This window comes from Polaromonas sp. P1_H6 (assembly GCF_056405195.1).
This window is the reverse complement of record NZ_JBFUCN010000024.1, coordinates 21,318-42,367: the sequence shown is the minus strand read 5'-3', so window position 1 is coordinate 42,367 and position 21,050 is coordinate 21,318. Positions and strand designations below refer to the sequence as shown.

General features: G+C 63.8%; 20 protein-coding genes and 1 other RNA gene. 15 read left to right on the top strand and 6 right to left on the bottom strand.

Annotated features, from left to right (window positions below; translation table 11 throughout):
- Nucleotides 1-7: 7 nt before the first annotated feature.
- From AC1D1F_RS19405 to ompA, 5 genes are all read right to left on the bottom strand, one after another.
- Entirely contained in the window at nucleotides 8-739 is a 732-nt protein-coding gene (locus AC1D1F_RS19405; RefSeq protein WP_477676889.1) for a pseudouridine synthase, read from the bottom strand.
- 103 nt (nucleotides 740-842) lie between these two features.
- Nucleotides 843-1,229, bottom strand: a transfer-messenger RNA (tmRNA) gene (gene ssrA, locus AC1D1F_RS19400).
- A 12-nt stretch (nucleotides 1,230-1,241) separates the two neighbouring features.
- Nucleotides 1,242-1,907, bottom strand: a complete 666-nt coding sequence (gene gph / locus AC1D1F_RS19395; RefSeq protein WP_477676888.1) for a phosphoglycolate phosphatase — start codon at nucleotides 1,905-1,907, stop codon at nucleotides 1,242-1,244.
- A 37-nt stretch (nucleotides 1,908-1,944) separates the two neighbouring features.
- A complete protein-coding gene (gene ubiG, locus AC1D1F_RS19390) occupies nucleotides 1,945-2,652 on the bottom strand; it encodes a bifunctional 2-polyprenyl-6-hydroxyphenol methylase/3-demethylubiquinol 3-O-methyltransferase UbiG (protein WP_477653595.1) in 708 nt (235 codons plus the stop codon).
- 66 nt (nucleotides 2,653-2,718) lie between these two features.
- The gene (ompA, locus tag AC1D1F_RS19385; protein ID WP_477697283.1) at nucleotides 2,719-3,354 is read right to left on the bottom strand and encodes an outer membrane protein OmpA; all 636 of its coding nucleotides are present in this window, start codon (nucleotides 3,352-3,354) and stop codon (nucleotides 2,719-2,721) included.
- Nucleotides 3,355-3,606: 252 nt separating this feature from the next.
- On the opposite strand from ompA, the gene gyrA reads away from it, so the two are divergent.
- The 13 genes from gyrA to AC1D1F_RS19320 all read left to right on the top strand — a co-directional run bounded on the left by gyrA (nucleotide 3,607) and on the right by AC1D1F_RS19320 (nucleotide 18,478).
- Complete coding sequence (gyrA, locus tag AC1D1F_RS19380) at nucleotides 3,607-6,255, top strand: DNA gyrase subunit A (protein ID WP_477700805.1); 2,649 nt, start codon at nucleotides 3,607-3,609, stop codon at nucleotides 6,253-6,255.
- A complete protein-coding gene (locus tag AC1D1F_RS19375) occupies nucleotides 6,255-6,824 on the top strand; it encodes a DUF2059 domain-containing protein (RefSeq protein ID WP_477697285.1) in 570 nt (189 codons plus the stop codon). The genes gyrA and AC1D1F_RS19375 overlap by 1 nt, the downstream gene beginning before the upstream one ends.
- A complete protein-coding gene (serC, locus tag AC1D1F_RS19370; protein WP_477678150.1) occupies nucleotides 6,821-7,927 on the top strand; it encodes a 3-phosphoserine/phosphohydroxythreonine transaminase in 1,107 nt (368 codons plus the stop codon). The genes AC1D1F_RS19375 and serC overlap by 4 nt, the downstream gene beginning before the upstream one ends.
- A gap of 81 nt (nucleotides 7,928-8,008) precedes the next feature.
- Nucleotides 8,009-9,091 (top strand): prephenate dehydratase, encoded by a 1,083-nt coding sequence (gene pheA, locus AC1D1F_RS19365; RefSeq protein ID WP_477678149.1) that lies wholly within the window; start codon nucleotides 8,009-8,011, stop codon nucleotides 9,089-9,091.
- Between the two features lie 33 nt (nucleotides 9,092-9,124).
- Nucleotides 9,125-10,003 carry a prephenate dehydrogenase gene (locus AC1D1F_RS19360; protein ID WP_477700804.1) on the top strand — a complete coding sequence of 293 codons (879 nt, stop codon included), beginning with the start codon at nucleotides 9,125-9,127 and terminating at the stop codon, nucleotides 10,001-10,003.
- Nucleotides 10,004-10,013: 10 nt separating this feature from the next.
- Nucleotides 10,014-11,996, top strand: a complete 1,983-nt coding sequence (locus AC1D1F_RS19355; RefSeq protein WP_477700803.1) for a bifunctional 3-phosphoshikimate 1-carboxyvinyltransferase/cytidylate kinase — start codon at nucleotides 10,014-10,016, stop codon at nucleotides 11,994-11,996.
- 151 nt (nucleotides 11,997-12,147) lie between these two features.
- Entirely contained in the window at nucleotides 12,148-13,833 is a 1,686-nt protein-coding gene (rpsA, locus tag AC1D1F_RS19350; protein ID WP_007869489.1) for a 30S ribosomal protein S1, read from the top strand.
- Between the two features lie 64 nt (nucleotides 13,834-13,897).
- A complete protein-coding gene (locus AC1D1F_RS19345; protein ID WP_007869491.1) occupies nucleotides 13,898-14,212 on the top strand; it encodes an integration host factor subunit beta in 315 nt (104 codons plus the stop codon).
- A 63-nt stretch (nucleotides 14,213-14,275) separates the two neighbouring features.
- Nucleotides 14,276-14,560: a LapA family protein gene (locus AC1D1F_RS19340; protein ID WP_477677111.1), complete on the top strand. Its 285-nt coding sequence runs from the start codon at nucleotides 14,276-14,278 to the stop codon at nucleotides 14,558-14,560.
- Nucleotides 14,550-15,695, top strand: coding sequence for a lipopolysaccharide assembly protein LapB (gene lapB, locus AC1D1F_RS19335; RefSeq protein ID WP_477677110.1), 1,146 nt, complete (start codon nucleotides 14,550-14,552; stop codon nucleotides 15,693-15,695). The genes AC1D1F_RS19340 and lapB overlap by 11 nt, the downstream gene beginning before the upstream one ends.
- Nucleotides 15,696-15,716: 21 nt before the next feature.
- Entirely contained in the window at nucleotides 15,717-16,658 is a 942-nt protein-coding gene (gene rfaE1, locus AC1D1F_RS19330; protein WP_477677113.1) for a D-glycero-beta-D-manno-heptose-7-phosphate kinase, read from the top strand.
- The gene (gene rfaD / locus AC1D1F_RS19325) at nucleotides 16,655-17,662 is read left to right on the top strand and encodes an ADP-glyceromanno-heptose 6-epimerase (protein ID WP_477700802.1); all 1,008 of its coding nucleotides are present in this window, start codon (nucleotides 16,655-16,657) and stop codon (nucleotides 17,660-17,662) included. The genes rfaE1 and rfaD overlap by 4 nt, the downstream gene beginning before the upstream one ends.
- A gap of 156 nt (nucleotides 17,663-17,818) precedes the next feature.
- Nucleotides 17,819-18,478, top strand: coding sequence for a ComEA family DNA-binding protein (locus AC1D1F_RS19320; RefSeq protein WP_477677108.1), 660 nt, complete (start codon nucleotides 17,819-17,821; stop codon nucleotides 18,476-18,478).
- A gap of 95 nt (nucleotides 18,479-18,573) precedes the next feature.
- On the opposite strand, the gene AC1D1F_RS19315 is transcribed toward AC1D1F_RS19320, so the two are convergent.
- Nucleotides 18,574-19,119: a DinB family protein gene (locus AC1D1F_RS19315; protein WP_477677107.1), complete on the bottom strand. Its 546-nt coding sequence runs from the start codon at nucleotides 19,117-19,119 to the stop codon at nucleotides 18,574-18,576.
- Nucleotides 19,120-19,237: 118 nt separating this feature from the next.
- Here AC1D1F_RS19315 and AC1D1F_RS19310 point away from each other — a divergent pair, with 118 nt between their 5' ends.
- Nucleotides 19,238-20,095, top strand: a complete 858-nt coding sequence (locus tag AC1D1F_RS19310; protein ID WP_477677106.1) for an AraC family transcriptional regulator — start codon at nucleotides 19,238-19,240, stop codon at nucleotides 20,093-20,095.
- 48 nt (nucleotides 20,096-20,143) lie between these two features.
- Nucleotides 20,144-21,046, top strand: a complete 903-nt coding sequence (locus tag AC1D1F_RS19305) for an SDR family oxidoreductase (RefSeq protein ID WP_477677105.1) — start codon at nucleotides 20,144-20,146, stop codon at nucleotides 21,044-21,046.
- The last annotated feature ends 4 nt before the right edge of the window (nucleotides 21,047-21,050 follow it).

Here is a 21,050-nt window from a genome sequence, read left to right as displayed (position 1 = left end):
GCGGCGCTCAGGCCGCGATGCGGGCCAAGTCTTGCGCCGTCAACCAGCGCCACTCACCGGCTTTCAGGCCGGCCGGCAGATCCAGGGAACCTATGCGCGAACGGTGCAGGCCGCCGACCTCTTCCACCCGGTTGCCCACGGCGGCGATCATGCGCTTGACCTGGTGGTATTTGCCCTCTGTCAGCGTCAGGCTCAACTGGTTCTCGCCAGTCTTCTCGCAGGCCGCGGCCCGCACCGGCTTGGGGTCGTCGTCCAGCACCACGCCGGCCAGCAGTTTGGCCACCTGCCTGTCGTCCACCGGGTGTTTGGCCCGCACTTCATACACCTTGGGCACGTGGTGCTTGGGTGAACTCATGCGGTGGATGAACTTGCCGTCGTCCGACAGCAATAAGAGCCCCGTCGTATCCTGGTCCAGCCGGCCGACCGCCTGCACGCCGGCTGCCGCCCCGCCGCCGCGCTGGCGTATCGGCGCCGGCAGCAGCGTGTAGATGCTCGGGTAGGTGCTGGGCTTTTGCGAGCACTCATAGCCCGCGGGCTTGTGCAGCATCAGATAGGCTTTTTCATGGTATTCCCATGCCGTGCCTTGCACCGTGAAGCGCAGGCCTTCGATGGCCTCGAATTCGGCGGCCGGGTCGTCGCAGGGCGCGCCGGCCACGATCACATGGCCCTGTTGGACCAACCCCGCGCAGACGCGCCGCGTGCCAAAGCCCTGGGAGAAGAGAATTTCCTGAAGTTGCATGCTTGCCATGGGCGTATTGTCGTCGCGAGTACAAAGCGGTCGGCGAGCGCCATCGGGCGCCCATAAAAAAAGCCCGACGGTTAAAGGTCGGGCTTTGGTGAAGTGGTGGAGCTGGGGGGATTTGAACCCCCGTCCGCAAGCCTTGTTCGGGCAGATCTACATGTTTAGCGGTCTGATTTGAGTCTCGCCACCTGTGTCGCGCAGTCGCACGCTACACAGGACGCCAGCACCCTATTTTCTCGCCCCGGGTTAAGGTACCCAGCCCGGAGCCAGCCGATGAAATTATCTTTACAGCCGGGAGCGTTTAACTTGCGTTAAACACCCCTTGCCCAGCCCATCGGCCTGCTGTTGTAAAGCTCACTGGCAATTAAGCAGCGAGTGCGAAACGTTCGTCGTTTGCAGTTAGTTTGTTTGAATCTGTTTTACGAGCGCACTCAGCTCGACATGCACCACACCGCGTCCGAACCCACGTCGAAACCAATGCAGCCCCAGGAGGCCTAGTTTACGCCATTCGCAGCAAATTCAAGAGCGCGCCGGGCACGGCGATGGTCGCGTCGGCTTTCCAGCCTCCGGTGTCAGCAGTTTTACCCAGGTAACCGTAAGCGGCTGCCACTGTGGGCATGCCGGCAGCCCGGCCGGCCACGATATCGCGCTCGTCGTCACCGACGTAAATACAGCGTTCGGGGGCGACCTCCAGCTGGCGGGCCGCCTCCAGCAAGGGCGCCGGATGCGGCTTGGCATGCGGGGTAGTGTCGCCGCTGACGATGGTCCGGGCGGTGTTGAAGAGCGGCATCGCCTTGGTCAGCGGGACGGTAAAACGGGCTGATTTGTTGGTCACCACGCCCCAGTGGAAGCCAGCCCGGTCGATGTCGGCGATCAATTCGGCCACGCCGTCAAATACCGTGGTGTGCTCGGTCATGCGGGATTCGTAATTGCGGAAGAACTCTTCCCTGAGATCGGCAAAACGGGCATCGTCCGGCGTCAGGCCGAAGGCCACGCCAATCATGCCGCGCGCACCCGCGCCCGCCATGGGTCGGTAAAGCGCCAGGGGTAGCGACTCGAGCCCCCTGTCGGTGCGCATCTTGTCGGCCGCGGCGCCCAAGTCGGGCGCGCTATCTATCAGGGTGCCGTCCAGGTCGAACAGCACGGCAGCGATGTCTTTGAACATGTCGGGATAGTGAATTTTGAGGGGGACAACCGGGATTTCAGCTTTTCCGGGTGGCCAGCAGGTAATTGACGCTGGTGTCGGCGCTGAGCCAGTAGTGGCGCGTCAATGGGTTGTACTCCATGCCGCGGGTCTGTTGCAGCGAGAGTCCCGACGCACGGCAGTAGCCGGCCAGTTCGCTGGGTTTGACCAACTTGGCATACTCGTGGGTGCCGCGTGGCAGCATGTTCAGCACGTATTCCGCGCCCACGATGGCAAACAGAAAGGCTTTGGCATTGCGGTTGATAGTGGAGAAAAACACATATCCGCCGGGTTTGACCAGAGCCGCGCAAGCCTTGACGATGGACGAGGGGTCGGGCACGTGCTCCAGCATTTCCATGCAGGTGACGACGTCAAAACTGCCGGGTTGCTCGGCCGCCAGCGCTTCAGCGCTGATTTCCCGGTATTGCACGCCCTCGGTCTGGGCTTCCAGCGCATGGAGCTGAGCGACTTTCAGCGCTTTGGTTGCCAGGTCTATGCCCAGAACTTCCGCGCCTTTGCGGGCCATGGAATCGGCCAGAATGCCGCCGCCGCAGCCCACGTCCAGCACGCGCAGGCCCTTGAGCGGGACTTGGCTGTCAATCCAGCCGAGGCGTAGCGGGTTGATTTGGTGCAGGGGGCGAAACTCGCTTTCGGTGTCCCACCAACGATGGGCGAGATCGGAGAATTTGGCCAGTTCGGCGGGGTCAAAGTTATCGCTTGTAGACATGAGGCATTATCGTTGAGGCATAAAAAAACCGCGCCTGAGCGCGGTTTTTGAAGCGATCCCGAAGGATTACTTGTTGGCGCGGGTACCAACCACTTCGATTTCGACGCGGCGGTTCTTGGCGCGGCCTTCGGCGGTCTTGTTGTCAGCAACTGGCTGTTTCTCGCCCTTGCCTTCAGTGTAGACGCGGTTTTTCTCGATGCCCTTGGACACGAGGTATGCCTTGACGGCTTCCGAACGGCGAACCGACAGCTTCTGGTTGTAAGCATCGCTGCCGACGGAGTCGGTGTGACCCACGGCGATGATGACTTCCAGGTTGATGTCCTTGATCTTGCCGACCAGGTCATCCAGCTTGGCTTTGCCTTCTGGCTTGATCACAGACTTGTTGAAGTCAAAGAAAGCGTCAGCAGCGTAGGTAACCTTCGTTGCGGCAGGAGGAGGGGGAGTAGGAGTAGCAGCGGGCTGCGCAGGCTGACCAGCAACCGGAGGAGCAGCAGGAGCCATCGCAGGGGCAATTGCGCCATCGCAACCAGGCGCTGCGGTAGCAGGCGTCCAGTTGGCATCACGCCAGCACAGTTCGTTGGTTCCGTTTTTCCAGACCAGCTCGCCGTTGCCGTTTTTCCAGTTGTCGATCGTTTGTGCACCAGCGGCGGTAACAAGCGCTGCGGAAGCAAACAACATTGCCACTTTGTTGAGTTTCTTCATGGTTCTCCTCTAGAGAAAAGCCGCAGACTTGCTGCGATTAGTAATTTACACGCCGTGAGTGACCATCACTCAAAGCGTTACATCGATTGTGCCACACCTGTCTCAACCTTCAAGCACGCTATCGGCTTCGTCTGACACAGACATAAGATTCTTGAGCATTTGTTGCTGTCCCGCCACAGGTAGGCGCTTTAAACTCAAGCCTTAAAATCGCTGGCTTTCCTCAAGAATCTCGAAATCCCAACCAGGCCGCTCATGACCCAGTTCGCTAAAGAAACCCTGCCCATCAGTCTTGAAGAGGAAATGCGGCGCAGCTATCTCGATTACGCCATGAGCGTGATCGTGGGCCGGGCCCTCCCCGATGCCAGGGACGGCCTCAAGCCCGTGCACAGGCGCGTGCTGTACGCGATGCACGAGCTGAACAACGACTGGAATCGCCCTTACAAGAAGTCGGCCCGTATCGTCGGCGACGTGATCGGCAAGTACCACCCGCACGGCGACCAGTCGGTCTACGACACCATCGTGCGCATGGCCCAGGACTTTTCCCTGCGCCACCTGCTGGTTGACGGCCAGGGTAATTTCGGCTCCGTGGATGGTGACAACGCGGCCGCCATGCGGTATACGGAAATCCGCCTGTCGAAAATCGCCCACGAACTGCTGGCCGACCTGGACAAGGAAACCGTCGATTTCGGCCCCAACTATGACGGCAGTGAACAGGAGCCCCTGGTCATGCCGACCCGGCTGCCCAACCTGCTGGTCAACGGATCCGGCGGCATCGCGGTGGGCATGGCGACCAACATCCCGCCCCACAACCTCAACGAAGTGGTCGACGCCTGCCTGCACATGCTGAAGAACCCGGAGGCCACCATCGATGAGTTGATGGAAATTGTGCCGGCGCCGGACTTCCCCACCGGCGGCATTATTTACGGCATCAACGGCGTCAAGGACGGCTACCGCACCGGCCGCGGCAAGGTGGTGATGCGCGCCAAGTGCCACTTCGAGGACATCGACAAGGGCCAGCGCCAGTCCATCATCGTCGACGAGCTGCCCTATCAGGTCAACAAAAAGACGCTGCAGGAGCGCATGGCCGAGCTGGTGCACGAGAAAAAAATCGAAGGCATCAGCCACATCCAGGACGAGAGCGACAAATCCGGCATGCGCCTGGTCATCGAGCTCAAGCGCGGTGAGGTGCCCGAAGTGGTGCTGAACAACCTGTACAAGCAGACCCAACTGCAGGACACCTTCGGCATCAACATGGTGGCGCTGGTCAACGGCCAGCCCAAGCTGTGCAATCTGAAAGACCTGGTCCAGGTCTTCCTCTCGCACCGCCGCGAAGTGGTGACGCGCCGCACGGTGTTCACGCTGCGCAAGGCGCGCGAACGCGGCCACGTGCTGGAAGGCCTGGCAGTCGCCCTGGCCAACATCGACGACTTCATCGCCATCATCCGCAACGCGCCCACGCCGCCTGTGGCCAAGGCCGAACTGATGCTGCGCCCCTGGGACAGCAGTCTGGTGCGCGAAATGCTCACCCGCACGCGCGCCGACGGCGGCATCGTCAACGCCGACGACTACCGCCCCGACGGCCTCGAGAAGGAGTTCGGCATGGGCAACGACGGCCTGTACCGGCTGTCGGAAACCCAGGCCCAGGAAATCCTGCAGATGCGCCTGCAGCGCCTCACCGGCCTGGAGCAGGACAAGATCGTGGCCGAGTACAAGGAAGTCATGGCCGAGATCGACGACCTGCTCGACATCCTGGCCAAACCCGAGCGCGTGTCCATCATCATTGGAGAAGAGCTCTCCGCGATCAAGCTGGAGTTCGGCCAGACCAAGCTGGGCGCGCGGCGCAGCCACATAGAGCACAGTTCCTTCGACCTCAGCACCGAAGACCTGATCACCCCCACCGACATGGTGGTGACGCTCTCGCACACCGGCTACATCAAGAGCCAGCCGCTGTCGGAATACCGGGCGCAAAAACGCGGCGGCCGCGGCAAGCAGGCCACCGCCACCAAGGACGACGACTGGGTCGACCAGCTGTTTATCGCCAACACGCACGACTACATCCTGTGCTTCTCCAACCGCGGCCGGCTCTACTGGCTCAAGGTCTGGGAGGTTCCGGCAGGGTCGCGTGGCTCCCGTGGCCGGCCGATCGTGAACATGTTCCCGCTGCAGGAAGGCGAAAAAATCACCGTGGTCCTGCCGCTGACAGGTGAAAAGCGCAGCTTCCCGGCCGACCAGTACGTCTTCATGGCCACCTCCATGGGCACCGTGAAGAAGACCGCCCTCAACGAGTTCAGCAACCCGCGCAAGGCCGGCATCATCGCCGTGGACTTGGATGCGGGCGACTACCTGATAGGCGCGTCGCTGACCGACGGCAAACACGACGTGATGCTGTTCAGCGACGGCGGCAAGGCCGTGCGTTTCGATGAGAACGATGTGCGCCCCATGGGCCGCAACGCGCGCGGCGTGCGCGGCATGATGCTCGAAGACGGCCAGGGCGTGATCGCCATGCTGGTAGCCGAGGACGAGCAGCAAAGCGTGCTGACAGCCACCCAGAACGGCTTCGGCAAACGCACCTCCATCACCGAGTACACGCGCCACGGCCGCGGCACCAAAGGCATGATCGCCATCCAGCAGAGCGAGCGCAACGGCAAGGTTGTGGCCGCCACGCTGGTCCACGTCGACGACGAGATCATGCTGATCACCGACAAGGGCGTGCTGGTGCGCACGCGCGTCAGCGAAATCCGTGAGATGGGCAGGGCTACACAGGGTGTTACTCTGATCGGCCTGGATGAGGGCTCACAATTAAGCGGCCTGCAGCGCATCGTCGAAAACGATGCCACGCTGGACGATATCGACACCGAAAACGACACCGGCACAGACGCCTCCAACACGGAAAGCAATTGATGAAGAAACTGATCACCACCCTCGCGATCGTCGGCATGACCTGCGGCGCCGCCGTCCACGCCCAGACCGATCCCAAAACCGAACTGGCCAAAAAAGTGGTTGCCCTGCAGCAAGGCCCCGAGCTCGACCGTCTGGTCGGCCAACTGGCCGGCAGCACGGCCCAGGAGCTGATCATGAAATGGGGCCCCCAGCTGGAAGCCAACGTCCCCAAGGCCAAGCAGAAAAAAGCCTCGGAAGACCTCAACGCCGAGCTCAAGAAGTACGCCGACGATGCCAGCCAGCTGATCGGCAAGCAGGTCGGCAAGGTCAGCACCGAGTCGCTGGTCCCCGCCTACGCGGAGCGCTTCACCCTGGAAGAATTGCAGCAAATCGCCGCCTTCTTTGAATCTCCCGCCATCAAAAAATACCAGGCCACCGCGCCTGAACTCGGCAATGTTTTCGTGCAAAAACTGGTCGAGGCCTCGCGCACCGACGTGGTGGCGCGCATCAAGCAGTTCGACGAAACCGCGGTGAAGATCGTCGGTACCGGCCCTGCCCCCGGAGCAGCCAAGCCACCCGCGAAGAAATGACCCGTCCCTTCAATTTTTCCGCCGGCCCGGCCAACCTCCCCGAGGAGGTCTTGCAGCAGGCGGCGGGCGAAATGCTGGACTGGCGGGGCAGCGGCATGAGCGTGATGGAGATGAGCCATCGCGGCAAGGAATTCATCTCCATCTATGAGGCCGCTGAAGCCGATTTCCGCGAACTCATGGCCGTTCCGGCACATTTCAAGATCCTGTTCATGCAGGGCGGCGGCCTGGCCGAGAACGCCATCGTCCCCTTGAACCTTTCGCGCGGGCGCTCCGCCGATTTTGTGGTGACCGGCAGCTGGAGCGACAAGTCGCAAAAAGAAGCACGCAAGTACTGCGACGTGCAGGTCGCCGCCAGCAATGCGGACAACGGGCACACACTGCTACCTCCGGCTTCGGGCTGGAAGCTCCGGCCGGATGCGGCCTACGTGCACCTGTGCACCAACGAAACCATTAACGGCGTGGAATTCCAGAGCCTGCCGGACCTCAAAGCCCTGGGGAGCGACGCGCCCCTGGTGATTGACTTCTCGTCCCACGTGGCCTCCCGGCCCGTCGACTGGTCCCGCGTTGGCCTGGCGTTCGGCGGCGCGCAAAAAAACCTCGGCCCCGCCGGCGTGACACTGGTGGTCATCCGTGAGGACCTGCTCGGCCACGCCTTGCCGGCCTGCCCCAGCGCTTTCGACTACAAGACGGTCGCGGACAACCAGTCGATGTACAACACGCCGCCCACCTACGCCATCTATATCGCAGGTCTGACCTTTCAGTGGCTCAAGCGCCAGAAAGAGGGCTCGGCCAGCGGCATCGCGGCCATGGAAAAACGCAACCTTGCCAAGGCGCAACTGCTTTACGACGCGATCGACGGTTCGCAGTTCTATATGAACAAGGTCGGCAAGGATTGCCGCTCGCGCATGAACGTGCCTTTTTTCCTGCGCGACGAGTCGCGCAACGACGTTTTCCTGGCCGGCGCCAAGGCCGGCGGCCTGTTGCAGCTCAAGGGCCACAAGTCGGTAGGCGGCATGCGCGCCAGCATCTACAACGCCATGCCGCTCGCCGGTGTGGAGGCGTTGGTGGCGTACATGCGAGAATTCGAACAAAAACACGCCTAGGATGAAATACCCCCATGCCCGCCGCGTTCACTGCCCCTGAGGGGCGTTCAGTGCACCTGGCGCGGCCGGACGGCCCCTGATATGACTGCCAACCTCGCTGATTTACGCGTCCAGATCGACGCCCTGGACAGGGAACTGCTTGCCCTGCTGAACCGCCGTGCCCAGGTCGCCGAGCAGGTGGGCGAGGTCAAGAAACGCGAAGGCACACCTTTCTTCCGCCCCGACCGGGTCGCCCAGGTGATTGAGCAGATCCAGAAGGCCAACCAGGGCCCTCTCAAGAACGAGCACGTCGCCGCCGTCTGGCGCGAAATCATGTCGGCCTGCCTGGCCCTGGAATCTCCGGTGCGCGTCGCCTACCTGGGCCCCGCCGGTACCTTCAGCGAGCAGGCGGCGCTGCAATTTTTCGGCGCCAGCATCGAGCACGTGCCCTGCGTCAGCATCGACGAGGTTTTTCGCGCCACCGCGGCCGGCAGTGCCAGCTATGGTGTCGTGCCGGTGGAAAACTCCACCGAAGGCGTGGTGTCGCGCTCGCTCGACCTGTTCCTGAACTCTCCCCTGCACATCGTCGGCGAAGTCAGCCTGATGGTGCGCCACAACTTGCTGCGGCTTTCGGAATCCCTGGACGGCATAGAAGCCGTCTATGCCCACCCCCAGGCGCTGGCCCAATGCCAGGGCTGGCTGACGACACACCTGCCCAACGTGGACCGCCGCACGGCCTCCAGCAACGCCGAAGGCGCGCGGCTGGCCACCACCAACCCGGCCTGGGCCGGCATCGCCGGCGAGCGCGCGGCCACCCAGTTCGGCCTTTACACGGCGGCCCACGCCATCCAGGACGATGCCTTCAACCGCACGCGTTTTGCCGTGGTCTGCCTGCCCCAGACATTGCCCTCCCCGCCCGCATCCGGCAAAGATTGCGTGAGCCTGGTCGTCTCCGTGCCCAATCGCCCCGGCGCCGTCCACGACATCCTGATGCCGCTGAAGGCCCACGGCGTCTCCATGACTCGTTTTGAATCGCGCCCGGCGCGGTCCGGCCAGTGGGAATACTACTTTTACATTGACCTGCAAGGTCACCCGTCCCAGGACCATGTCAAAGCCGCGCTGGCCGATCTGCAGCAGCTGTGCGCCTTTTACAAGGTCCTCGGAACCTATCCCATCGGCGATTAATGCAACGACTCACAACTCTCCTGGTGCCACGACATGTTTGAACAATTAGGTCTCATTGGATGCGGCCTGATGGGTGGCTCTTTCGCGCTGGCGCTCAAACGCGCCGGCCTGGTCAAGCGCGTCGTCGGCTACAGCAAATCCCCCTCCACCACGGAGCGGGCGCGCCAGATGGGCGTAATCGACGTCGAGGCGCCCTCGGCGCTTCTGGCGGTCTCGGGCGCCGACATCGTGCTGCTGGCCGTGCCGGTTTCCGCGACCGAGGCCACCTTCAAGGCCATCCGCCATCTGGTCGGCCCGAATACGCTGATCATGGACGTCGGCTCGACCAAGCGCGACGTGGTGGATGCGGCACGGCGCGTGCTGCGCGACAACGTCGGCTCCTTCGTGCCCTGCCACCCGATCACCGGCAAGGAGGTTTCGGGCGTCGAGCATGCCGACGTCGACCTCTACGCCGGCAAGCAGGTCATCCTGACGCCCATTGAGCGCACCTTCACGGTCCAGCTCCAGAAAGCCGTCGACGTTTGGACCGCCCTGGGCTGCCACGTCCTCAAGATGTCGCCCCAGGCGCATGACGCGGCCTATGCCGCCGTCAGCCACCTGCCGCACCTGATCGCGTTCGCCCTGATCAACGGCATCACCGGGCAGGAGCACGGCAAGGACTACATGTCGCTGGCCGGCCCGGGCTTCCGGGACTTCACGCGCATCGCCGCCAGCGACCCGAAAATGTGGCGCGACATCCTGATCGCCAACCGCGAAGAACTGCTGGCTCAATCCAAAATTTTCCAGGAGACCCTGCAGTCACTCGAGCAGCTGATTTCCAGCAGCAGCGGCGACGCCCTGGAAGCCATGATCGAGCAGGCCAGCGAGACCCGGGCCAACTGGCGCATCTCCTCGCAAAAATCGCACAAATAATCCGCGGTCCATGTTCGATACCGAGTTCCTGGACATTCCGCCTCTGAGCAGCGCGGGCGGCACCGTCCGCCTGCCCGGCTCCAAAAGCATTTCCAACCGCGTGCTGCTGCTGGCCGCCCTGAGCCACGGCGACACCACGGTGCACGACCTGCTCGCTTCCGACGACACCGCCGTGATGCTGGCCGCATTGAGGCAGCTCGGCTGCAGCGTCACGCAGCACGGCACCACCGCCGTCATCAGCGGCCTGGGCGGCAAACCCGTCCAGACTCCGGCCAAGCTGTTCATGGGCAACGCCGGCACGGCCATGCGCCCCCTGACGGCGGCCCTGGCCCTGCTGGGCGGGGAGTTCGAGCTCTCCGGCGTGCCGCGCATGCACGAGAGGCCCATAGGCGACCTGGTCGACGCGCTCAGGCAACTGGGCTGCGCCATCGACTACCTCGGCAACGAAGGTTTTCCGCCGCTGCGCCTGCGCCCCGGGCAACTCCAGCTGCAAGAACCGATACGGGTGCGCGGCGACGTGTCCAGCCAGTTCCTGACCTCCCTGCTGATGGCCCTGCCGCTGGTCGCAAAACAGGACATCCACATTGAAGTCGTCGGTGAGCTGATTTCCCGGCCCTATATTGAAATCACGCTCAAACTGCTCCAGCGCTTCGGCATAGACGTCCGCCGCGAAGGCTGGGAACGCTTCACCATCCCCGCCGGCAGCCGCTACCAGTCGCCGGGCGAGATCCATGTCGAGGGCGACGCCTCTTCGGCCAGTTATTTCATCGCGCTGGGCGCCATCGCGGCCGCGTCCCCGGGCCACGCCGGCATCGAAATCCTGGGCGTGGGCGCGGCCTCCATCCAGGGCGACATCCGCTTCGTCGAAGCCGCCGAAATGATGGGCGCGCGGGTCGCCAGCACGCCCAATTCGCTGCGCATCTCGCGCGGCGCCTGGCCGCTCAAGGCCATAGACCTGGACTGCAACCACATCCCCGACGCCGCCATGACGCTGGCCGTGATGGCCTTGTACGCCGACGGCACCACCACCTTGCGCAACATCGCCAGCTGGCGCGTCAAGGAAACCGACCGCATCGCCGCCATGGCCTGCGAGCTGCAAAAATTCGGCGCCGTGGTCGAGGAAGGCGCCGACTACCTCAAGATCACCCCGCCCGCCCGGTGGACGACAGGCGCGGTCCATACCTACGACGACCACCGCGTGGCCATGTGCTTTTCGCTCGCGGCCTTCAACCCGGCGCAGTTGCCGGTGCGCATCCTGGATCCCAAGTGCGTGGCCAAGACCTTCCCCGACTACTTCGAAGCCCTGTTCGAGGTGGCCCAGGCCGGCGCCGCGCACATTCCCGTCATCTGCATTGACGGCCCGACCGCATCCGGCAAAGGCACGCTGGCGGCCCTCGCGGCCCACCGGCTGGGCTACCACTACCTGGATTCCGGCGCGCTCTATCGCCTGAGCGCCCATGCCGCGGCGCTGGCCGGTGTATCCCTGGACGACGGACCCGGCGTCGCCCGCGTGGCGCGCACCATCCCGGTGCACTTCCGAGGCGACCGCATCTTCCTTGGGCCGCAGGACGTGTCCGACGCCATTCGCAGCGAAGCCGCCGGCATGGCCGCCTCCCGCGTGTCGGCTCATCCCGAGGTCCGCGCCGCCCTGCTGGAGCTACAGCACAGCTTTCGCAAGCTGCCCGGCCTGGTCGCCGACGGCCGGGACATGGGAACCGTCATCTTCCCCGACGCCCCGCTCAAGGTTTTCCTGACGGCCAGCGCCTTGCACAGGGCCGAACGCCGACATAAGCAGTTGATTTCAAAGGGAAATTCGGTTACAATCGCCGAGATTCAGCAGGATTTGGAGGCACGCGATGCGCGCGATTCGTCGCGAAAAGCCGCTCCTTTGAAACCCGCTGATGACGCCAAACCGCTGGACAACTCCTATCTGTCGATTGAAAAATCGGTGGACCAGGTGATTGAATGGTGGCAAGGCACCCGGCCCTTCTGACCCCCGACGCGCAGCCTGCGCTTGGGTCAGCAGGTTCATCAACGTAACCCGCGGCCTTACCAGACGTCTGGCCGCAAAACACCGCCGCAAGCAGCTATAAAAACAATGGCAATCCCGCTATTGGAACCCTGTTGTGTGGACTAGGAAAATCATGTCTGAATCTTTTGCCGACCTATTTAACGAATCGCTCCAGCGCTCCGAAATGCGCACCGGTGAAGTCATCACCGCTGAAGTCGTTCGCATCGACCACAACCACGTCGTCGTCAACGCCGGACTGAAGTCCGAGGCCTATGTACCGCTCGAAGAATTCAAGAACGACCAGGGCGAACTCGAAGTCCAGGTCGGCGATTTCGTCTCCGTGGCCATCGACTCCGTCGAAAACGGCTATGGCGACACCCTGCTGTCCCGCGACAAGGCCAAGCGCCTGGCTTCGTGGATGAGCCTGGAAAAAGCCCTGGAATCCGGCGAATTCGTCACCGGCCAGACCAGCGGCAAAGTCAAGGGCGGCCTCACCGTCCTCGTCAACGGCATCCGCGCCTTCCTGCCCGGCTCGCTCATCGACACCCGCCCCATCAAGGACTTGTCTCCGTACGAGAACAAGACCATGGAATTCAAGGTCATCAAGCTGGACCGCAAGCGCAACAATGTGGTGCTGAGCCGCCGCGCCGTGGTCGAAGCCAGCATGGGCGAAGAACGCGCCAAGCTGATGGAAACCCTGAAAGAAGGCACTGCCGTCAAGGGCGTCGTCAAGAACATCACCGAATACGGTGCCTTCGTTGACCTCGGCGGCATCGACGGCCTGCTGCACATCACCGACATGGCATGGCGCCGCGTGCGTCACCCAAGCGAAGTGGTGACGGCTGGCCAGGAAATTGTTGCCAAGATCCTGAAGTTCGACACCGAAAAGAACCGTGTCTCGCTGGGCCTGAAGCAGATGGGCGACGACCCATGGATGGGCGTGAACCGCCGCTACCCGCAAGGCACGCGCCTGTTCGGCAAGATCACCAACATCGCCGACTACGGCGCGTTCGTTGAACTCGAACCCGGCATCGAAGGCCTGGTCCACGTGTCCGAAATGGACTGGACCAACAAGAACGTGGCCCCGAGCAAGCTCGTGGCCCTGGGCGACGAAGTCGAAGTCATGGTCCTCGAGATCGACGAAGACAAGCGCCGCATCAGCCTGGGCATGAAGCAGTGCAAGGCCAACCCATGGCAAGAGTTCGCGCAGGAAACCAAGCGCGGCGACCGCGTCAAGGGCCCGATCAAGTCGATCACCGACTTCGGCGTCTTCGTGGGCCTGGCTGCCGGCATCGACGGCCTGGTGCACCTGTCCGACCTCTCGTGGAACGAACCCGGCGAAGCCGCCGTTCGCAACTACAAAAAGGGCCAGGAAGTGGAAGCCATCGTGCTGGCAGTCGACGTCGACCGCGAGCGCATCTCCCTGGGCATCAAGCAGCTGGATTCCGATCCGTTCACCACGTTCGTGTCGATCAACGACAAGGGCGCGATCGTGACCGGCAAGGTCAAGACCGTTGACGCCAAGGGCGCTGAGATCGACCTCGGCGAAGACATCATCGGCTACCTGCGCGCCAGCGAGATCAGCCGTGACCGCGTCGAAGACGCACGCAACGTGCTGAAGGAAGGCGACGAAGTCTCCGCAGTCGTGGTGAATGTGGATCGCAAGACCCGCAACATCCAGCTGTCGGTCAAGGCCAAGGACAACGCCGACCAGCAGGAAGCCATGGCCAACCTGAGCCAGCAGTCTTCCCGCGAAAACGCCGGTACGACCAGCCTGGGTGCCCTGCTGCGCGCCAAGCTGGACAACAACGAAAAGTAAGGCAACCGTGCAGCGGTGTGATGCGCCCCCGGGCGGGTCGCATCGCTGTGCAGCTACTTGATCCATGACCCGAAGCGACCTTGTTGAAGAACTGGCGGCCCGATTCAGCCAGCTGACGCACCGCGACGCCGAATATGCCGTCAAGACGATTCTTGATGCCATGAGCGACGCACTGGTGCGCGGCCACCGCATTGAAATCCGGGGTTTCGGCAGCTTCTCCATCAACCGGCGCCCACCCCGCATGGGGCGCAACCCGCGTTCCGGCGAGAGCGTGGCCATCCCGGAAAAACGGGTGCCGCACTTCAAACCCGGGAAGGCATTGCGCGAAGCCGTCGATGCCCGCACCCAGGAATTGCTGGCGGTCACGGAACCCAAGTAAGGTCTTCCTGTTGCTCCTCGGTGGGGCTGGCTACAATCGCCAGACCACCCGGGGGATTACCAAGTGAAATACCTCATGTGGCTGCTTAAAGCAGCCATTTTTTTTACGCTCTTCGCTTTCGCACTGAATAACCAGCAGACGGTTTCGGTGTATTTCTTTTTTGGCACCATGTGGCAAGCACCCCTGGTGCTGGTTGTGCTGGCCGCCTTCGCCTGCGGGCTGGCGCTCGGCATTTTTGTCATGATGCCGCGCTGGTGGAAAAAACGCCGGTCGGGCAGATACGCCTCCTCTACCGTCGGCCCCCACACCGTAAGCGAAGACCCGTCCACGATGCACCATGGAATTTGACTTCACCTGGGTCTTGCTCGGGTTCCCTATCGCCTTCACGCTCGGCTGGCTGGCCTCACGGCTGGACTTGCGGCAACTGCGCATCGAAAACCGCCAGGCACCCAAGGCTTATTTCAAGGGCCTGAACTTCCTGCTCAACGAGCAGCAGGATCAAGCCATTGACGCCTTCATCGAGGCGGTGCAGAACGACCCCGACACCTCCGAGCTCCACTTCGCCCTGGGCAACCTGTTCCGCCGCCGCGGCGAGTACGAGCGCGCCGTGCGCGTGCACGAACACCTCATGTCGCGCGGCGACCTCACGCAGCCCGAGCGCGACCGCGCCCAGCATGCCCTGGCGCTCGATTTCCTCAAAGCCGGCCTGCTGGACCGCGCCGAAGCCGCTCTGCGCAGGCTTGAGGGCACGCCGTTTGAAGAAGAGGCCCGCCTGGCCTTGCTGTCGATCTACGAACGCTCGCGCGACTGGGGCAACGCCACTGAAATAGCGTCCCGCCTCGGCAGCTCCAGCCACGGCAGCTTCAGCGCCCGCCAGGCGCACTACCTGTGCGAGCAGGCAGGCGCCTCCGTGGCCGCCGGCGACACCACCCAGGCACTCAGCGCCCTGCAGCAAGCCATCGCCATGGCGCCGGCCCTGGCCCGCCCCCTGATCGACCTTGCCAAGCTGCAGAACCAGCTCGGCCGGCACCAGGACGCCCTGCAAACCCTGCTCAAGCTCGAAAAAACCGCGCCGCAAGGCTTGCCGCTCGCCGCCGGCCTGCTGGCCAACATCGCGCAGGCCGGTGGCCAGGAAGCCACCGCGCTGGAGTTGCTCAAGGCCAGTTATGCCAACATGCCGTCCATCGACGTGATCGAGGCCATCGTCAAGCTCGAGAAAGACCCGGCCACGGCGCGGCAATGGTATGTGAAGCACCTGGAGCGCCAGGCTTCGCTGGTCGCGGCCGGCAAGTGGATCGCCGGCGAAAAGCTGCAGGACGAGCAGCACCACACCCTGGTCCAGCGCGCCCTCGACCAGGCCACCAAGCCCCTGATGCGCTACCGCTGCGCCGCCTGCGGCTTCGAGGCCACACAGCATTTCTGGCACTGCCCCGGTTGCCAGGCCTGGGACAGCTACCCGACGCGCCGCATCGAAGAGCTGTAGAAAAAGACAAGATAAATGAGCATGCAATTGACGCCTGAAAAGATTTCCAAAGCCCGCGTTCTCGTGGTCGGCGACGCCATGCTGGACCGCTACTGGTACGGCGCGGTGGACCGCATCTCGCCCGAAGCGCCGGTGCCCGTGGTGCGCGTCACGCGCACCGAAGAGCGCATAGGCGCCGCGGCCAACGTGGCCTACAACATCGTCACGCTGGGCGCGCAGGCTTCGCTGCTGAGCGTGGTGGGCGACGACGAGGCCAGCCACCAGCTCGAGGCGCTGGTTGCCAAGACCGGCATCACGCCCTATTTCGGCCGCGACGCCCAGCTCAAGACCACCGTCAAGCTGCGTGTCATCGGCCGCCAGCAGCAGCTGATACGCCTGGATTTCGAGAACACACCGGAAAACGAAGTACTGGCCTCGCAGTCCGCCACCTTTGAAAAGCTGCACACCGAACACGACGCGGTGCTCTTCTCCGACTACGGCAAGGGCGGCCTCGCGCACATCGTGCTGATGATCGCCCAGGCCCGCGCCGCCGGCAAGGTGGTGCTGGTCGACCCCAAGGGCTCGGACTACGCGCGCTACAAAAACGCCAGCGTCATCACGCCCAACCGCGCAGAACTCGAACATGTGATCGGCGCCTGGAGCAGCGAAGCCGACCTGCGCGCCAAGGCCCACAACCTGCGCGCCGCGCTCAACCTGGAAGCCCTGCTGCTCACGCGCAGCGAAGAGGGTATGACCCTGTTCGATGCCGAGGGCGAGCTCAACGTTCCCGCCGTGGCGCGCGAGGTGTTCGACGTCACCGGCGCCGGCGACACCGTGATCGCCACGCTGGCCGCCATGACCGCCACCGGCATGCGCCTGCGCGACGCCGTGCCGATCGCCAACCGCGCCGGCGGCATCGTGGTCGGCAAGTTCGGCACCGCCACCGTCAACTATGGCGAGCTGTTCGCCAAGGACCCATCATGAAAATAGTTGTGACCGGCGCCGCCGGCTTCATCGGCAGCAACATCATCAAGGGCCTCAATGCCCGGGGTGTCGACGAAATCATCGCCGTCGACGACCTGACCCATGGTGACAAATTCCGCAACCTCGCCGACCTGAAGATCGCCGACTATGTCGATGCCGACGATTTTTACGACCTGTTTTCCGAAGGCGCCTACGGCCAGGTCGAGGCCGTGTTCCATGAAGGCGCCTGCAGCGACACCATGGAAGCCGACGGCAAGTACATGATGGACAACAACTACACGCTGTCCTGCGAGTTGTTCCATGCCTGCCAGGACCAGGGCACGCGCCTGCTGTACGCTTCCTCGGCCGCCACCTACGGCGGCTCCGCCACGTTCACCGAGTCGCCCGAATTCGAGCGACCGCTCAACGTTTACGGCTATTCCAAGCTGCTGTTCGACCAGCGCATGCGGCGCGAGCTCGGCGCCCGCTTTGAAAACGCCGCCACCCAGGTCGCGGGCTTTCGCTACTTCAACGTCTACGGCCCGCGCGAGCAGCACAAGGGCCGCATGGCCAGCGTCGCCTTCCACCAGTTCAACCAGTTCCAGGCCGAGGGCAAGGTCAAACTCTTCGGCGAGTACGGCGGCTACGGCGCCGGCGGCCAGATGCGCGACTTCATCTTCATCGACGACGTGGTGGCCGTGAACCTCTGGTTCTTCGACAACCCAGGCAAGTCCGGCATCTTCAATCTCGGCACCGGCCGGGCCCAGCCTTTCAACGACGTGGCCCTGGCCGTCGTGAACACCCTGCGCAAAGGGCAGAACGCCGCGGCGCTGAGCCTCGAAGAAGCCGTGCGCGGCGGCCTGATCGACTACATCGCCTTCCCGCCCGCGCTGGTCGGCAAATACCAGAGCTACACCCAGGCCGACCCGCGCGCCCTGCGCGCGGCCGGTTGCGACCATGTCTTCGCCGACGTGCAAACCGGTGTGACGGCTTACATGCAGGCCCTGAGTGCCGCCGCGGGCTGAGGCCGCACCCTTGGTGCCTCACTAGGGTTTTCCTGGCCTGAAAGCCCGTGGAGGCCGTCAACGACGTCTCCCACGGGCCGTTATGAAGAAGACATCCTTCTTCACAAGGATGGATCACGTGCTTTCACATCAATCCAATCTTTGAGGAGTTTTCTCATGTTCAAAAAAATACTGGCCTTCGTCGCCGCCATGTACATGGCCGTGTCGTTCGCCGCGGTTGACGTCAACAAGGCCACTGCGGCCGAACTCGACGGCATCAAGGGCATAGGCCCCGGCATCTCGGGCAAGATCCTGGACGAGCGCAAGAAGGGCAGCTTCAAGGACTGGAGCGATTTCATCGAACGCGTCAAGGGCGTGGGCGAAGGCAACGCCGCCAAATTTTCCGCCGAAGGCCTGACGGTGGGCGGCGCCAGCTTCAAGGGCGTGGCTGCAAGCCCGGCCGCCAAAAAGGACGAGAAACCCGCAGCCGCCGCGAAGAAGGATGACAAGCCTGCCGCCAAGGCTGAAGAGAAGAAAGCCGAAGCCAAGCCGGCCGCGCCTGTCGCCGCAGCTCCCGCCGCCGCACCGGCTCCCGTAGCGGCCGCGGAGAAGAAAGACCCCAAGGCCGAGGCCAAGGCCAAGAAGGAAGCCGACAAGAAGGCCAAGGCTGACGAGAAGAAAAAGAAGGCTGATGAAGCCAAAGCCAAGGCCGACGCTGAAAAAACCGCCAAAGCCGATGCCAAAAAAGCCAAGGATGCCAAGCCTGCAGCCAAGGATGAGAAGAAAGACGCCAAGGCCGACGCCGCCAAGCCAGCCGCCAGCGCCGCCAAAAAATAAAGGCCCTGGCTCCTGCCTCGCAAAACCCGCCATCCGGCGGGTTTTTTTATGCTCTTCGATGTGTGTTCAATGCGCGGCGCTTGCGCCCGGCCTGCTCACACCAGCGCGATCATGTCGGTCACCCCCACCGTGCCGCCGGCCTGCGTGACCAGCGTGCTGGCCTGCCCCCTGTGGTGCGTCTGGTGGTTGAAGAAATGCGTGATCCCCATCCAGGCCGCATGCTCGCGCGGCACACCTTTTGAATTGGCGTAACGCATGGTGAGTTGCGGATAGGCATCCGGCATGTCGGCGGTCCACTTCTCGATCGCGGCGTCCAGTTGCACACGTTTCGCCTTCAGCTCCGCCCAGCCCTCAAACAGCACCATGTCCAGCGTGTAGGCCTCGGGCATGTCCAGCACGTCCGGGCCCAGCGACGCGAAAGCCATGCCGTTGTCCGCCCCGCACTGCGCAAAGCGCCTGAGCCAAACCTGGTCGGCCAGCACCACGTGGCCCAGCGTGTGGTGGATGGAGCCGAAAAAGGCGCCGCGCTGCTCCTTGCGCGCCTCGTCCGTCAACGCCTCGCAGGCTTCGTACAGGCGCTCGTTGATCCAGCGGTTGTAACGGGCCAGGAGGCGGTAGTTGTCGCAAAATTCATGGGTCATCGAAGGCTCTCCAGGAAGAAGTGGCGGCCGGCATGCCGTCACCGGGCTCACGGTATTTTGCATCTGCTTTCAGCGCGGGCGCGGCAGTGCCAATCCCGGCGGGTAGGATGGTGACGCCATGAAAGAACGACTGTTCCTGCGCCTGGCCGACGACACCACCTGCGGCCCGGAGACCACGGTACCCGCCGCCACGCTGCGGGCCTTCCCCGTGAACCCGCCGCTGCGCGGCCATGTCTCCCAGGTCCTCGCCTACCGCGAGACGCTGCCCGCGGGCGAAACCGTGACGGAGCGCGTACTGCCGGACGGCGCGGTGCGCCTGATGTTCGACTTTACCGATTCCCCGTCGAACGCGCCTTCCGTGCGCGTAGCCGGGGCCTCGACGTCGCCCACCGTCTTGCGGCTCAGCGGGCGCGTGGAAGGCCTGTCCGTGGCCTTGCACCCCGGCGCGGCGGCCGCGGTGCTGGGCCTGCCGGCCGGCGAACTCCAGGGCCATGCCTTGCCCTTGCAGGCGCTCTGGGGCGCGCAGGCCGCCACACTGGCGGCGCAAATGGCCGAAACCGCGGACGACGCGGCGCGGGCCGCGCTGCTCATGGCGGCGCTGCAGCGCCGCTTTGCGACGGGCACATCTCTCCACCAGCAAAGAGCCCACCATGCCGCGCGCCTGCTGGCCGGCGCGCAGGGACGGCTTTCCCTGCGACAGGCCGCTGCCGCCGTCAATATCGGTGAGCGCCGCCTGCAGCAGCTGTTCTTCGAGCACGTGGGCCTTTCCTTCCGCGCCTGGGCCCGCTTGTCGCGGCTGCACGCCTGCCTGCGCCTGATCCGGCAACAGGCCGCGCCCGCCTGGGCCGAGGTCGCCGTGGACGCCGGTTTTTACGACCAGGCACACCTGGCCAATGAATTTCGCGCGCTGTGCGGGTTGTCACCCACCCTGTTCCTGCAGCGCGGCATTGCGCAATCTTCCAAGACAGCGGATTGACGCGCGGCTATCTTCTTGCCTGAGTGCAACAGACAGGAAAGGCGACCCATGGAACAAGACAGCAAGTACAACCCGCCCCGGCTCAAGGACTGCGTGGCGGTGGTGACCGGCGCCAGCCGGGGCGCGGGCCGCGCCATCGCGGTGGAACTGGGCGCCGCCGGCGCAACGGTCTACGTCACGGGGCGCAGCACACGCGGCCACCCCGCCCAGTCCTATGGCAAGCTGCTGGCGCTGTCCAGCCTGCCGGCCGTGCCCGGCACCATAGATGACACGGCCGACGAGGTAACCCGCATGGGCGGCAAAGGCATCGCGGTGCCCTGCGACCACACGGATGAGAAAGACGTCGCGAGCCTCTTCGCGCGCATCCAGGGCGAGCAGGGGCGGCTGGACCTGCTGGTCAACAACGCCTGGGGCGGCCACGAAACATTCGACGCCGTGTTCGACGCCCCCTTCTGGGAGCGCGGCATGGAGCACTGGGACAGCATGATGGACCGCGGCCTGCGCAACCACCTGCTGTCCAGCCGCCTGGCGGTTCCGCTGATGCTGCGGCAAGGCAAGGGCCTGCTGGTCACCACCACCTTCTGGGACCGCGGCCATTACCTCAAGGGCAACCTGTTCTACGACATGGCCAAGGCCGCCATGACACGCCTGGCCTTCGGCATGGCCGAAGAGCTGCGTCCGCGCGGCATCACCTCGCTTGCCGTGTCACCAGGCTGGATGCGCACCGAATTCGTATTGACCGGCCACCAGACCGACGAAACGCACTGGCACGAACGGCCCGAGCTGGCGCGCACAGAGTCGCCGCGCTACCTGGGCCGGGCCGTGGCCGCGCTCGCGGCCGACCCAGCCGTGATGGCGAAAAGCGGCGGCGTCCACCTCTTGGCCCACTTGGCGCGCGAATACGGTTTCACCGACATAGACGGCCGGCAGCCAGCAGCTTTCGAGATGTAGCGCC